General features: G+C 32.9%; 16 protein-coding genes. 12 read left to right on the forward strand and 4 right to left on the reverse strand.

The features are described 5' to 3' along the window. The first annotated feature begins 38 nt into the window (after positions 1-38). The 9 genes from C8N41_RS02020 (at position 39) to C8N41_RS02060 (ending at position 6,573) form a co-directional block, all read left to right on the forward strand. The gene (locus C8N41_RS02020; RefSeq protein ID WP_115838031.1) at positions 39-731 is read left to right on the forward strand and encodes a DUF3828 domain-containing protein; all 693 of its coding nucleotides are present in this window, start codon (positions 39-41) and stop codon (positions 729-731) included. Positions 732-894: 163 nt separating this feature from the next. Then, entirely contained in the window at positions 895-1,524 is a 630-nt protein-coding gene (locus C8N41_RS02025) for a hypothetical protein (RefSeq protein ID WP_115838032.1), read from the forward strand. A gap of 167 nt (positions 1,525-1,691) precedes the next feature. Continuing rightward, a complete protein-coding gene (locus C8N41_RS02030) occupies positions 1,692-2,075 on the forward strand; it encodes an SMI1/KNR4 family protein (RefSeq protein WP_115838033.1) in 384 nt (127 codons plus the stop codon). 575 nt (positions 2,076-2,650) lie between these two features. Beyond that, positions 2,651-3,067 carry a hypothetical protein gene (locus C8N41_RS02035; protein WP_092446231.1) on the forward strand — a complete coding sequence of 139 codons (417 nt, stop codon included), beginning with the start codon at positions 2,651-2,653 and terminating at the stop codon, positions 3,065-3,067. Between the two features lie 303 nt (positions 3,068-3,370). Beyond that, positions 3,371-4,081 (forward strand): DUF4488 domain-containing protein, encoded by a 711-nt coding sequence (locus C8N41_RS02040; RefSeq protein ID WP_115838034.1) that lies wholly within the window; start codon positions 3,371-3,373, stop codon positions 4,079-4,081. A 19-nt stretch (positions 4,082-4,100) separates the two neighbouring features. After that, complete coding sequence (locus tag C8N41_RS02045; RefSeq protein WP_115838035.1) at positions 4,101-5,033, forward strand: alpha/beta hydrolase family protein; 933 nt, start codon at positions 4,101-4,103, stop codon at positions 5,031-5,033. Between the two features lie 206 nt (positions 5,034-5,239). Further along, positions 5,240-5,512 carry a hypothetical protein gene (locus C8N41_RS02050; protein WP_092446225.1) on the forward strand — a complete coding sequence of 91 codons (273 nt, stop codon included), beginning with the start codon at positions 5,240-5,242 and terminating at the stop codon, positions 5,510-5,512. Between the two features lie 25 nt (positions 5,513-5,537). Next, positions 5,538-6,182, forward strand: coding sequence for a spermidine synthase (locus C8N41_RS02055; RefSeq protein ID WP_092446223.1), 645 nt, complete (start codon positions 5,538-5,540; stop codon positions 6,180-6,182). A gap of 40 nt (positions 6,183-6,222) precedes the next feature. Further along, on the forward strand, positions 6,223-6,573 hold the full coding sequence (locus tag C8N41_RS02060; RefSeq protein WP_092446221.1) for a hypothetical protein: 351 nt from the start codon (positions 6,223-6,225) through the stop codon (positions 6,571-6,573). Here C8N41_RS02060 and C8N41_RS02065 read toward each other — a convergent pair. Continuing rightward, on the reverse strand, positions 6,570-7,055 hold the full coding sequence (locus tag C8N41_RS02065; RefSeq protein WP_092446219.1) for a CBS domain-containing protein: 486 nt from the start codon (positions 7,053-7,055) through the stop codon (positions 6,570-6,572). The genes C8N41_RS02060 and C8N41_RS02065 overlap by 4 nt on opposite strands. A 122-nt stretch (positions 7,056-7,177) precedes the next feature. Between C8N41_RS02065 and C8N41_RS02070 the strand changes: the two genes are divergently transcribed. Next, positions 7,178-7,987 (forward strand): NAD(P)H-binding protein, encoded by an 810-nt coding sequence (locus C8N41_RS02070; protein ID WP_249033223.1) that lies wholly within the window; start codon positions 7,178-7,180, stop codon positions 7,985-7,987. 92 nt (positions 7,988-8,079) lie between these two features. Continuing rightward, on the forward strand, positions 8,080-8,793 hold the full coding sequence (locus C8N41_RS02075) for a hypothetical protein (RefSeq protein WP_092446214.1): 714 nt from the start codon (positions 8,080-8,082) through the stop codon (positions 8,791-8,793). A gap of 62 nt (positions 8,794-8,855) precedes the next feature. Here C8N41_RS02075 and C8N41_RS02080 read toward each other — a convergent pair whose 3' ends face one another. Further along, a complete protein-coding gene (locus C8N41_RS02080) occupies positions 8,856-9,386 on the reverse strand; it encodes a hypothetical protein (protein WP_115838037.1) in 531 nt (176 codons plus the stop codon). A 171-nt stretch (positions 9,387-9,557) separates the two neighbouring features. On the opposite strand from C8N41_RS02080, the gene C8N41_RS02085 reads away from it, so the two are divergent. Next, positions 9,558-10,511, forward strand: coding sequence for an NAD-dependent epimerase/dehydratase family protein (locus C8N41_RS02085; RefSeq protein ID WP_115838038.1), 954 nt, complete (start codon positions 9,558-9,560; stop codon positions 10,509-10,511). An 87-nt stretch (positions 10,512-10,598) separates the two neighbouring features. Here C8N41_RS02085 and C8N41_RS02090 read toward each other — a convergent pair whose 3' ends face one another. Together C8N41_RS02090 and C8N41_RS02095 are read right to left on the reverse strand one after the other, a co-directional pair. Beyond that, positions 10,599-11,942 carry an alkaline phosphatase family protein gene (locus tag C8N41_RS02090; RefSeq protein ID WP_115838039.1) on the reverse strand — a complete coding sequence of 448 codons (1,344 nt, stop codon included), beginning with the start codon at positions 11,940-11,942 and terminating at the stop codon, positions 10,599-10,601. A gap of 9 nt (positions 11,943-11,951) precedes the next feature. Beyond that, positions 11,952-13,361 carry a RagB/SusD family nutrient uptake outer membrane protein gene (locus tag C8N41_RS02095; protein ID WP_115838040.1) on the reverse strand — a complete coding sequence of 470 codons (1,410 nt, stop codon included), beginning with the start codon at positions 13,359-13,361 and terminating at the stop codon, positions 11,952-11,954. Positions 13,362-13,363 lie beyond the last annotated feature (2 nt).

The raw sequence follows: 13,363 nt of genomic DNA on the forward strand, positions 1-13,363 counted from the left end.
CACGCAACTAACCATACACAATACCGTTAGCCACAACAATGAAAAAACTACATATGAATTTGAAATTTCACATAATAATTCTATTCCTTGGTTTCGGTTTTTTGACCAATTGTTCTGAATCGAAAAAGCAAAATTCTAAGGTTAATCAAAAGGAAATAAAAACTGATGATGCTGAAATAATTAACATAATCGAAAATGATAGCACAGAGCTAATTAAGTTAATGAGAAAAGCATACTATTGGCATTCTGAAACTTATCTTCCAGACTTACCTCTAAATTATGAAAAAGGGAATGACAGTATTTTTATTGGAATTGATTGGAATACATACGATAAGAATGTACAAATACTCAACAAAACAAATTTCTTTACAAACGATTTTATAATTTACCACAAGAACATTGCGTCCAATATTGATAAATCTATTAAAAAAGCTGGAACTGAATGGAGAAACATAAATGACGGAATTCCAATTTGGGCATACGAAGCAGATGAATGGTGTAATTGTCAAGATTTTCCCGACAGATACTGGGAAACAATAATTATAGATGATTTAAAAATTAATAATGGTTTAGCAACTTTCAACTTAAATTGGAAAACAGGAAACCAATATCACTCTATGAATTATGAGATAACAGCAAAAAAGATAGATTTGAAATGGAAAATCAACTCTTTAGAGGGATTTAAAAATTATAAAAGCTCTGAGGAATACGATAAATTAATAGCTGATTAACAAAAATTGCAGTGGCTAACACCGTGTATAATTAATTGCTTTTTATGTGCTTACCTGCGAAAATTCCTGCGGAATTTTCTCGGGTTCGTAAAAGTTTGCTAATTTAGTTGCCTAACCACGCAACTAACCATACACAAAACCGTTGGGCACAAGCTGAAAAAAATTGGGTAAGAAGAAGAAAAAAAGAAAATCACAAGTTATAAAAACTCTGAATTCCTTATCAAAATGGATAGGTGGATTTATCATTGGTGCGGTTACCATTTATGGAGTTTATTTACAAAGTCCATATTATGAAACCTATAAAAAAGGGATAGAAGCTGAATTATTACCGGTAATTGAAATTCATCAAAATAATCCAGATTTAGATCCTTTTAGACCAAAAAATATTGAACTTGCTTATCCCATTGTAAATAATGGAAAATCTAGAGCGAATAATATTGTAATTCAGATAGTCGTTCCTGGTGAAACAAGTGTACATTTTATCCCAAATGTATTTGAACTTGATTACATAAAAGAAAGAAAAGAGTTTGGAGATTCGATTAATCTTAAAGACCTTCAGTTCAAAACAATGGTTTATAAAGCAAAACGATTAGATTCAGGAGACTTTTCAATTATGTATATCTCAATGAATAAAAGCAAATTTGAAAACTTGAATAATATTCCAACGCTTGATTATGAAAACGGAATGATAGACTCAAATTTAATTTTCCCACATTTTACCTACATTAAGTATGATGAAGGTCAAGGAATTATTAAACTTAATGATACTTTGAAATTAAGAAGGAAATATTAATGATTTAAGATTATGCACAACAATGTATAACCGCAATTACGGCGAATTCGATTACGTCCGAATCCACTCGGAATTGCTAACGTCAGTGCTTAACCGAAAAACTCCGTATATTTATCCGTAACTGACGGTTATACGAGACCGTTGTGTGTAATTAGAGAAAACCGAGAATGATAGAATTAGAATTAATCTGGCAAAAGCCTATTTACCTTCCATATTTGCAACCTAAATTGACTGATGAAATTTTGGAAAATGCAGAAATAAAATTAGGATATAAATTACCTAAAGAGCTTGTTGAATTATTGAAAATTCAAAACGGAGGTTACATCAGAAAAACACTTAAGGAATCTCTAAACGAACAAATTTATGGAATTGGTCCGCATTTCCCTTCTCTTACAGATGTAGACTGGACAGATTATAAAGATTGGGTAAGTTTTGAACTAAACGGATTAATCCCGTTTGATGGCGATGGACATTGGCATATATGTCTTGATTATAGAAAAAACAAAGAAAATCCACAGATAACTTATATCAGTGTAGAAAGTGATAGTTAAAGATTAATTGCGGAATCTTTCTCGGAATATTTAACTCAACTTGATTATGACATAGATGATGAGTTAGTTATCAGAACAAATAAAACTATTACGGAAATCTCTAAAGAACTTGAAAAAACACTAAATATCGAATTTGAAGAACCAGATAATTTTGCTCACGGATATGACGAGTATAGAAGTGAATTAGATGGAAGTTGGATTTGGTTAAGCCCTAACCAAGTACCAAAAGGTTTTGTTAGAGAGAATGAAGATAGATATCAAGAACTTATTGAATTATCGAAAGGAACTTCTTTGAGGTATCCAGAAATATCAAATTCTGACTTGCTTATTAGTTTTTCAAGTAAGAAAGTTGAGAATAAAGCTATGGAAAAATTAAAGCTAAATTCTATAGACATCAAACCTTTAAGTGAATTAATAATAAAATAACTGCTCACAACACCGTGTATAATTCATTGCTAGTTCTAGCCTATTTACGAATATTCTTGCGGAATATGCTATTCGGTTTTTATTGGCTAAATTAGTTACTTAAACGCGCAACTAATCTTACATAAACACGTTGTAGGTAATTTGAGAAAATGATAAATATCTTTAAAAAGAAACAGGAAGAAATAAAAGAAGAGTTCACTATTGGAGAATTTGACTTTAAAATTGATTCCGGTAATACAACCATACAAATTGACGGAAATAAAATTTTTGACTTAACAATCAAAGCGGATGAAAATGTTTTTGAAAATCTATGCGAAAACGATGATTTTGAATTCGGATATGGACTTTATTCACCTGAATTTTATGCTCGCGAAATTGACCTTGGAAACAAGAATAAGATAGTAATCAACGAAAAAAATCAAAACGATTATGAAACAGCTCTATATTTTATGGAACACAATGATCTGGAGATAAATTTAAGTATTCACGATAATTGGATTTTAGTAGCAGGTTGGACTTATATAAGTGGAAAGAAATACCCGATTTTAATAAAAATGAAAAAATAAAATAACTACTCACAACAATGTGTTCATTTCACCTATAGTTAACCCCATAACTCTTCTGAACACTTAAAATAAAGCCTGAAAGGCACACTTTTCTTAAGATTTTAACTCCAACTTTCATTTCACGTATGACCAAACGAGAATGAAAAATTGAAGAATAATCCAAATATATCCGTATCTTTAAGGCTACAGATCCCTATAAAATCCACTTTCCTACTATTATTTTAGCATATAAATCGTACCACATACGGTTGTAAAGTACGTTTACAATTTAAAATAAACATACGTTTACAAATTAAGATAAACATGAAACAGATTGCTATAGTCCTCACTTGCATATTAGTCTCCTTTTCCTCTGATGCCCAAAGCCTTATTGGAGCTTGGAAAAACACAACCACAACAGCCCAAGGAGACCAGTTAGAAACCGTCGTTATTTTTACAGAAGCCTACCAAGTCTCTACAACCTATAATACTTCAACCGGAGAATTTATAAAAAGTAATGGAGGTTCTTGGTCTATAATGGATAATACCATTACTGAAACCATAGAGTTTAACACTGATAATCCTGAACTAGTAGGTGCTGAAGTAGATTATAAAGTGAAGTTAACTACAGATGCTTTTCAAATTGTTGAGAGTCAATTAAAATTTGTAAAAATAGATAACGGAAGCCCAGGACAACTGCAAGGGGCCTGGCTGATGTCTGGCAGAGTAAGAAACGGAAAGACACAATTAAGAGATATTAGTAGACCAAGGAAAACGATGAAAATTTTATCTGGCACACGATTTCAATGGATTGCTTACAATACGAAAACCAAACAATTTCTAGGAACAGGAGGAGGCACCTATACTACCAAAAACGGTATATACACCGAGCATATAAAATTCTTTTCAAAAGATACATCTAAGGCTGGTATATCTTTAGAATTCAATTTTAAAATTGAAAATGATCAATGGATTCATACAGGTTTCTCGAGCAAAGGAGATCCTATACACGAAATTTGGAGTCTTAGATTATAATTGAATTAAAAAAACTACCATGCGCTATTTAAAACAATTGTTATGCCTATTGATCTTTGCTAACCTTAACTTTTCTTGTAAGAATAATAACGACGAAACGAAAACGACCGTAACACCGATTATATTTAAAGATATTATAGAAGAAGACTATGAATTACATACATCATCTCAACCTGCAAATGCTGTTTTAGTGCTTTTTGGTGGCTTTCCAGAGAATGCATCAGACATTAAACGCGAATTTAAAATTCTTGAAAAAGCCAAAGACCATAATATCGCAGTTTTGTACATGAATTACAATCGAAAAATATGGTTAAAAGAACAAGAACTTACCCAATTAACAGAACAATTTCACAGCATTTTTAAATTGCATAATTTATCGGTTAACAATGTTTACATTGGTGGATTTTCAAGTGGAGGTAATATGGCCCTTTTAGTTAGCAATGCATTAACAGATAAGGAAGCACACATTATTCCTAAGGGTGTTTTTATTGTAGATTCACCAATCGATTTAGTCGCCTTGTACAACACTGCACAAACAAACGTTGATCGTAACGTCTCTAATGCTGCAGTGCAAGAAAGCACTTGGTTGCTTAAAACTTTAAATTCTACATTTGGTCATCCAAATGATAGTCTATCACGTTATGAAAAGTATGCTGTTTTTACGTCTAAGACCAACAACTTCAACAACATTAAAAATCTTAAAAACACTAAGATTAGATTGTATACAGAACCAGACACGTTATGGTGGAAAAACACCATGATGGCCAAATACAACGAATTAAATGCGTACTATATAAAAAAGCTTTCTCAATCGTTGCAAAATCATAACTTTAAAGACGTCTCTTATATTCCTACACAAAATAAAGGCTATCGTTCTAATGGAGATCGACATCCACATAGTTGGGCCATTGTAGATACTCAAAATTTAATTGACTGGATGTTAAATGAATAAAAACAGACCATAAAATGTATATCAAAAATGAAGATACTTATCGTCATTTTAAATTTCTAACAATAAGAACTTTATCACTAACCATGGTTAATGTGAAGCCTTACGGTATTTATGGTTTAATATTTATTTTTTATTTTAGTACAAAAGAAAGCCACCTGCAATAGGTAGTAAAACAGAAAGAAGAAGAAGAAGAAAAAATACCACTTATGAAAAGTAAACTATCAATTATTAAAGCAGAAATTGACAACTATGCGAGTGACTCTAACTTAACAGAATTACAAATTGTTGACAAACTGAAAGACTATTACTTCAACAAAAAAGTCAATGAAAATTTAAAACTTTATAAAAAAGGGAAGAAAAAAGTAAGCGAGGTCACTAAGGACTTAAAAATCTCACCACGCAAGTTTTATGCTATTCTAGAAAAGAAAAATATAAGCTATACAAAGTACAATAAAAATAAAGAGGAGAGCCCATCTTAAAACCAAAAACCAATTCTTGGTAACGATGAAGCCATTGCTCAGTTACATTTATCCTATTACCAAAACCATAGAATCTAAATACAGTGGAACACTAGAGATTACTTGGTATAATGGAAAAAAACACCTCAATTCTAAAAATGCCAATTACAGTTATGGGTCTTTACAGCGCATATTAAAATTTGGACTAGAGAAGGTTGAATTCTCTAAAATCAATTCTATTTTAATTTTAGGCATGGGTGGAGGTAGTGTGATTAAAACACTTAGAAACCACTTTAATTATACCAACTCTATCGAAGCTGTAGAAATAGATCCTGTTATTATTGACATCGCAAAATCTGAATTTGGAATTGTAGAAAACGACCATCTCAAAATCCATTGTGCAGATGCGTTTCATTTTGTTGAAACCAATACCAAAGTTTTCGACCTTATTATAATTGACCTGTATATCGATCTTTTAGTACCAGATCAGTTTTTAAGCACAGCATTCTGGGATTATATTCTAAAAACAAAATCTTCTAAAGGATCTTTACTTTTTAATGCCTCTGTTAAAGAATCTCATATAACTAACGTTGAAAGCCTCATTAACTACCTTAAAACAAAAGTCTATAAAGTTGATGTATACAAAAAAGTAAACAACACCAATACTGTTGTTATTACCAATTCCCTATAACGTTATAAATTAGTATATTGTAAGAAGTTAATTTAAAGTTATGCGAAAAAAGTGTCCGGAATGTGGTGATGTAATCGTAGGTAGAATAGATAAAAAATACTGCAGCGATGGCTGTAGAAATGCACAAAATAATCGTCTAAATAAAGATTCTAAAAATCTTATTAGAAATACCAATAACCGATTGCGCAAAAATTACAGAATTTTAGAAGCATTAAATCCTCATAAGAAGATGAAATGCTCTAGAGCTAAAATGGTTGAAAAAGGTTTCGATTTTAATTATTTTACTAGCACTTACACAACCAAAGCTGGCACCATCTATTATTTTGTGTATGACCAAGGTTACTTACCTCTTGAAGGGGAATATTACGCCTTGGTTAAACGCGATGATTAATTACCTTTTTTTGTAGCACTGTTCCAATTTTCGCCTTTCAACTCCAGCGCAGCAATTAAAATATCTTTCTGACTAATTTGGCCTACAAGTTTACCATTTTCTACAATTGGGAAACGTCGTCGCTTAGAATTTAAAAACTTATTAGCAGCATCAAACACATCCATGTTACCATCAATAGTTTCGACTCCTTTAGCCATCCGTAATTCTACATTATCGTGCTTAAGTGGCATATTATAGTACCGGCTTTCACTTAACTGCTTTAGGCAATCTCCTTCCGAAATAATACCTACTAGCTCTTGCCGTTCATTTACCACAGGTCCACCAGAAATCTTATGTTTTATTAAAGCCTCTACCACCTCTTGAACTGTTTGGTCAGGTCTAAACGTTATAAGTTTTGTAGACATATAATCTTTTACTTTTAACTGTGTAACATCGCTAGTATTTTGTTGCTTACGAGATCCTTGAAAACTTTTTATGGCCATAACGTTATAATTTTAAAGGTTAGAGATTGTTCTAAAAATACTGAAAATTAACCATTTAAAAAAATCAAAACACAAAAGCACATATATTCCGTATTTTTACCCAAAACATTTATTATAAAAATTTGAATACACAAATAAGCATCATTGGTTGTGGTTGGTTAGGCTTTCCTTTAGCTCAACAATTAATTAAAGAAGGCTATACCACAAATGGCTCTACGACCTCAACAGATAAGTTGAGTGTTTTAAAAAGTAATGGTATTCAACCGTTTTTAGTCACCTTATCAGAAACCACAATTTCAGGGGACTATTCCAAGTTTTTAATCGGAAGTAATATCGTAATTATTAATATTCCTCCTGGTTTAAGGAAACAGCCAAATAAAAATCACGTGGCAGAGATAAAGCATCTTATGCATGCTATAGAACACCACAACATCAAACAGGTATTATACATTAGTTCTACTTCCGTTTATAAAGATAATTTTCACTATCCTATTATAAGGTCTAACACAGTTCCAAATGCTACCTCCAAAAGTGGTAAACAACTTATAGCCATTGAACAAATGCTTAGCACCAACCCTAATTTTAAAACGACTATTCTACGTTTTGGCGGCTTGGTGGATAAGGACCGTCATCCTTCTAAATTTTTATCTGGAAAAACCAATATCCCAAATCCTGAAGCTCCCATTAATTTAATTCATAAAACCGACTGTATAGCGATCATCAGTACAATACTTAAAAATGAACTATGGAATGTAGCCTTAAACGCTGCATACCCAATACATCCAAGTAAAAAAACATATTATATAGATTATTGTCAACATCATAATTTACCACTACCTGAGTTTAACTCAGTAACAAAAAGCAAAGGAAAACTCATCGATAGCTCACTATTGGTCCAACTATTAAAGTACACCTTTAAGGAGATACCCTAGAAATTAATAGATTTTTAAGACCCTTTCTTATTAATTTTTATAGATTTAGCACTTTAAAATTAAAATAATCAAAGAACAATAAACTAAAAAAAATGAAGACCATTACAACTGCAATACTTATGTTATGTTCAGTAGCTGTATTTGCACAGACAAATACAGAGTTAAAAAAACATTATGAAGCCTATTACAAGCAAATGAAAAAGCAAGGTGATAAGCAAGGTGTTATCAACGCCATGACACATCTCGATGTTTTAGAACCTTCTGTAGCACGTAAAGATACGTTGGCTTATATCTATCTTTCTGAAGGACAATATATGCAAGCTTTAAACACCATTGGTGTAGAGAAAAACCCAACAGATTCGGACATGAATGTAGAGGTAAAAGCTTTAGCATTAAAAAATCTTAATCAAATAGAAATGGCTTTAGAGCATTTTGAAGTATTATATAAGCGCAACCCAAATGTGTATTTGGCTTATGAGATGGCTGAAATGAAAATTCAAACTAAGGACTTAGTTGGCGCACGATTAAACATTGATTACGCCATGGCTAATGTTACTGAAGACATGAAGCGTGCGTTTTACGAGCAACAACAACCTTATGAAACATCTATGAAAGCAGCATTAATGTACCTTAAAGGCTTATTAACATTTACTGAGAACAAAGAAACGAATATGGATGCTGCCTTAAAATTTATGAACGATGCCTTAGCTATAGATCCTAATTTTAATCTTGCCAAGATTAGTAGAGAAGCGTTAGAGGCTCAGAAAGCTCAACGTGCTAAACGTGCTGCTGAGAAAAAAGAATAATACTTTATATTAGAACATAATCAAAAAAAGCAGCTCAATGAGTTGCTTTTTTAGTTTTATAATTATTCTGGTTGAATTTGATTATAAAAATCACCTTCAAGCTTTTTATTAATGAGATAATTAAGATTAGAAAAAGCTATAAAAAGGGCTTTTATATTTGATAATTTTTCCTCTCTACTAATATTATCTATCGTTAGGTTTTCGTTAAGCTTTAAAAGCTCTGTTTCAACGATAGCATTTCTTGAAATAATTAAATTAGTTTTAAACTGCTCTGGCATCTGCGTTTTAAATTCTTTTATAAACTTTTTTAGGAGGTCTAAATCACCATTAAAAAAAGAAAAATCTGCTTTCTTTAAATAACCGATTTGTGTTGCTAGTTCGTGATATCTGTCCCAAGCCGCAATTGCATTTTCGCTTTCGCTACTCAGTGCATAATCCATATACTCAATGCTCTCAATAGTTTTAGCTGTAATTTTTTTGCGCTCTTGTGGGATTTCTGTGGCTTCTATATCTGTTGTAGTGCTATTACCAGAGTCATCGCAACTCATAACTATAACACCACATAATAATAAAACAACGAATTTAATTTTCATATAGCGGAACTAATTTTGACTGTAAATATACTAAACTATCAATTGTAATGATTTAGTATGTGCTACAGAAACTAAATTGAAGAATTCTTAATAACGCTCTCTTTTTCTGAAAATTTTAATATTACGACGCCTAAATTCTTATTACTTTTGGCGAAAATTCAAAAAGAGCACATGTCTTCAAAAATATTAATCATTGGTGCCTGTGGGCAGATAGGAACAGAATTAACGACTAAGTTAAGAGACATTCATGGTGTAGATAATGTTATTGCAAGTGATATTAATACTAGAAAATTAGAGTTGGTTAATGCTGGACCATTTGTAATTTTAGATGCTAAAAACTTTAATGCCATTAAAGATTGTTGTATTAATCATAATGTAGATACGGTTTATCTTATGGCTGCTTTACTTAGTGCTACAGGCGAAAAATATCCGATGGAAGCATGGGATCTCAATATGAATTCATTATTCCATGTGCTTAATTTAGCTAAAGGCGGACAAATCAAAAAAGTATTTTGGCCAAGCAGTATTGCTGTTTTTGGACCAACTACACCAAACAAAAACACACCACAACATACCATTTGTGAGCCAACAACCGTTTACGGTATTACCAAACAAGTCGGTGAACGTTGGTGCGAATATTATCACGACAAATATGGTGTAGATGTACGAAGCATTCGTTATCCTGGTATTATTAGCCATAAGGCTATGCCTGGAGGAGGAACTACGGATTATGCTGTTGAAATTTATCACGAAGCGATAAAAGAAGGTAAATACGAAAGCTTTTTAGCTGAAGACACCAACTTACCTATGATGTTTATGGATGATGCTATAAAAGCGACCACTGAACTTATGGCAGCACCTTCTGAAAATATTACCATCAGATCGTCTTACAATTTAGCGGCTATGAGCTTTACACCAAAAGAGATTGCAGAAAGTATTAAAACTGAAATGCCAGACTTTACAATGAGCTACAAACCAGATTTCAGACAAGCCATTGCAAACAGTTGGCCAACTTCTATAGATGATAGCGTAGCGCGAAAGGATTGGAACTGGTCCCACGATTTTGATCTTAAAAAAATGACTTCAGAAATGCTAACGCAGTTAAAGAAAAAGTATCAGTCATAACATTAAAATAAAATATAATCGCATAAAAAAAGCAAGAGAAACCGAACTCTTGCTTTTTTATTGTAAAAAATTTAATAATTGGTATTATTAATCCTTACGACTATCATTTAGCATGCTCTTATATACAATTCCATGAGAAGCTTCTAATTGCGTTCCAAGAACATAAGCAGCTATAGTTGCAATATCTTCCATTTGAATTTCAGAAAACACCACACCTTTTTTAAAATCTGGACCATAGGCTACAAAACCCGTTTGAATATTTTTAGTATCTGGATACTGACCATGTTTACCACCATGTGCCGGTTTAATCAAATCTCCTTCTCTATCATTATTAAAACTAAAACCATCGTTTGCAGATAAAGCCAAAACAGCATCCGGATTAGCTCCTCTAGAAGTCATCTCATCTCTTGAGATAATTCGAAACGCTTGTTTAATACTAAAAGGTAAACCTTCGAGTTTATCTACAATTTTTTCTAATGTTTTGGTATCGTTTTTATCCTTCATATGTAAGAAAGCCGAACCACCAGTACTTATAAAGAAGGTGTCTTTATCCAAGACCCCTAATTCTTTTAACCATAGGTTGGCAGCAATACTAGAATGTACCGTGTAAAAACCATGATCTCCAGTGATAATAATATTGGTTTGCTCTAAAATATTAGCTTTTTTTAAAGCATCCATTATCGTACTGACAGCTTGATCGGCTCCAGCAATTGCCTTTTCGACACCAACACCATCACGTCCATTTCTATGCTGTGCTCCATCGGTATTTGGTAAATGAATCGTTAATAAATTTGGAATATAGGTTCTGATAATATAGCCAGCTATTCGACCCAAATTTTGATCCATACTCAAGGAACTTAAGTTATAATCATTCACGTCTAAGTTACCTGTTGCGTTCGCTATAGCCTCTTCAAACAAACCTTTAGGCGTTGCATATTTTTGAGTCGCACCACGTCGATCTCTCGGATTATCAAAAGACCAAATTTCGGGGATGTTATAATCAATAACATTGGCATTTACTGTAATAGGCCATGACACAGAAGCTGTTTTTAATCCGGCGTTTTTAGCAGCTTCCCATAAGGTTTCCGCTTTTACAGAATTAAAATCATAATACCAGTTACCTGTTGTACCTTCTTCCGAAACTTTAGTATTGTAATAAACCCCATGTTTATCTGGACCTACACCCGTAATTAAAGTGGTATGTGATGGATAGGTCACCGTTGGAAAAATGCCATTAACCCCTTTAGCTGCAATACCATTACGAGCTAAATCCTTAATATGAGGAGTGGGCCATTGGTCTTGCAAATAAAAATCTGGTCTAAACCCATCGATACTAATAATCACCAAGTGCTTTGCCTCTTGTGCAGCGATAAGGTTGAAGCCAAAACACGCTGATATCAGAACATAAATATATCTCAATTGCTTTTTCATATTTCTAAATTAATTAAAAGGCAATACGTGAGTTGACGTTTTATTGGCGACCAACACACGATTCATATCGTAAAGCATCGTCACATTTCCTGTCGTTTCATCTACAGTAAAATCATCTAAACCAAGTTCCATAGGAATAAAACTAGGAATCACAGGCACTGTAAATTCATCTGAAATATTAGGGTTGTTTAACTGTTCGGTTTGAGACACAGGAAACTTAATACCTAAGTCGTTTGAACGTCTACCCTCACTGATAAAAATCTCTTGACGCATTAAATAAATAAGGTATAATACATCATCTATATTTTCGGCTGCATCAATAGCCAGATGCGAAACGCTTGTTCCAGAAACAGTGTAAACAGGAATAAGATCTGCTTGTCTATCTAAGACATAACCCGATCTAAATTCTTGTCCACTTTCAAAACGAACATCTACCGCTGTGGTTGGGTAATCTTGTCTGTTGGTTCCATTTCTTAATTCCTCGCTATCATCTAAATACATCACAGGTCTCGCACTTAGCACATTGTCTATTAAATCATGTAATGTAGCGGTTGCCATTTCCAAATTATTTTCAGCCGTATACGCTTCCGCCAAAATTAAATACGCTTCTTCTACTTTAGCAAGAGCCATTGGTTTTTGATCTTCTGCAGCCGTACCTATATCAAAAAATTTAGGGTCTAAAAAGTCTAACCTTGGTAATGGTGCAAATCTATTTTCGCTAGCTGTAAACGTGGCATTTTGAATTTCATTAGAAACACCATTGGTGCCATCAAATTCTACAGTAAACAACAAGCTAGTATTGCTAATTACAGTTTGAGCAAAAGATTTTGCATTCGCTCTATCTCCTAAACTACGGTACACTCTAGATTTTAATAACTGGTACGCTGAAATGGTTTCAGCATCACTTTCGTTTTCAATCGCAAGATCTAAATAACTAAGGCTCGCGTCTAATAATTCGCTTGGCGAATAAGCCTCACCATTACTGTTCATTGGTAAACCCGTGAAATTTTCACCAGATAATATTAAGGCGTAAGCTTTAGCAAAATAAGCATAAGACCATTGTTGTGCTGTTGCATCTGGATCGCTAGGCAATACCGTTTCTAAAGCATATTCTGCCATTTCTCTTAAGGCTCCAATTTCAACTTGCATACTATTCCCATCGATATCTGTATAATCAATTTGAGGAATATCATAGACTTTATTATAAAGTGTATAATTGTTAAAATAATTATCCGATACCATTTCAGAATTGATGACGATCTCATTCATGGTTAAGGCAAGTTGTCTTTTAATTCCCATAATCCAACTCGTTGCAGAGTTAGTATTATCCAAGAAATCCTCTTCGGTAACATTAGGGTTATCGACACATGCGGTAAGTGTCAGAAACAAAACGGTGATGTATATATATACTGTTTTCATGT

The sequence above is a fragment of the Winogradskyella sediminis genome (assembly GCF_003387355.1).
GTDB lineage: Bacteria > Bacteroidota > Bacteroidia > Flavobacteriales > Flavobacteriaceae > Winogradskyella > Winogradskyella sediminis.

Excerpts from the sequence above, each read along its gene's own strand:
- C8N41_RS02020 (WP_115838031.1), top strand. The coding sequence starts at position 39 with ATGAAAAAACTACATATGAATTTGAAATTTCACATAATAATTCTATTC.
- C8N41_RS02030 (WP_115838033.1), top strand. The coding sequence starts at position 1,692 with ATGATAGAATTAGAATTAATCTGGCAAAAGCCTATTTACCTTCCATAT.
- C8N41_RS02035 (WP_092446231.1), top strand. The coding sequence starts at position 2,651 with ATGATAAATATCTTTAAAAAGAAACAGGAAGAAATAAAAGAAGAGTTC.
- C8N41_RS02040 (WP_115838034.1), top strand. The coding sequence starts at position 3,371 with ATGAAACAGATTGCTATAGTCCTCACTTGCATATTAGTCTCCTTTTCC.
- C8N41_RS02045 (WP_115838035.1), top strand. The coding sequence starts at position 4,101 with ATGCGCTATTTAAAACAATTGTTATGCCTATTGATCTTTGCTAACCTT.
- C8N41_RS02050 (WP_092446225.1), top strand. The coding sequence starts at position 5,240 with ATGAAAAGTAAACTATCAATTATTAAAGCAGAAATTGACAACTATGCG.
- C8N41_RS02055 (WP_092446223.1), top strand. The coding sequence starts at position 5,538 with ATGAAGCCATTGCTCAGTTACATTTATCCTATTACCAAAACCATAGAA.
- C8N41_RS02060 (WP_092446221.1), top strand. The coding sequence starts at position 6,223 with ATGCGAAAAAAGTGTCCGGAATGTGGTGATGTAATCGTAGGTAGAATA.
- C8N41_RS02065 (WP_092446219.1), bottom strand. The coding sequence starts at position 7,055 with ATGGCCATAAAAAGTTTTCAAGGATCTCGTAAGCAACAAAATACTAGC.
- C8N41_RS02075 (WP_092446214.1), top strand. The coding sequence starts at position 8,080 with ATGAAGACCATTACAACTGCAATACTTATGTTATGTTCAGTAGCTGTA.
- C8N41_RS02080 (WP_115838037.1), bottom strand. The coding sequence starts at position 9,386 with ATGAAAATTAAATTCGTTGTTTTATTATTATGTGGTGTTATAGTTATG.
- C8N41_RS02085 (WP_115838038.1), top strand. The coding sequence starts at position 9,558 with ATGTCTTCAAAAATATTAATCATTGGTGCCTGTGGGCAGATAGGAACA.
- C8N41_RS02090 (WP_115838039.1), bottom strand. The coding sequence starts at position 11,942 with ATGAAAAAGCAATTGAGATATATTTATGTTCTGATATCAGCGTGTTTT.
- C8N41_RS02095 (WP_115838040.1), bottom strand. The coding sequence starts at position 13,361 with ATGAAAACAGTATATATATACATCACCGTTTTGTTTCTGACACTTACC.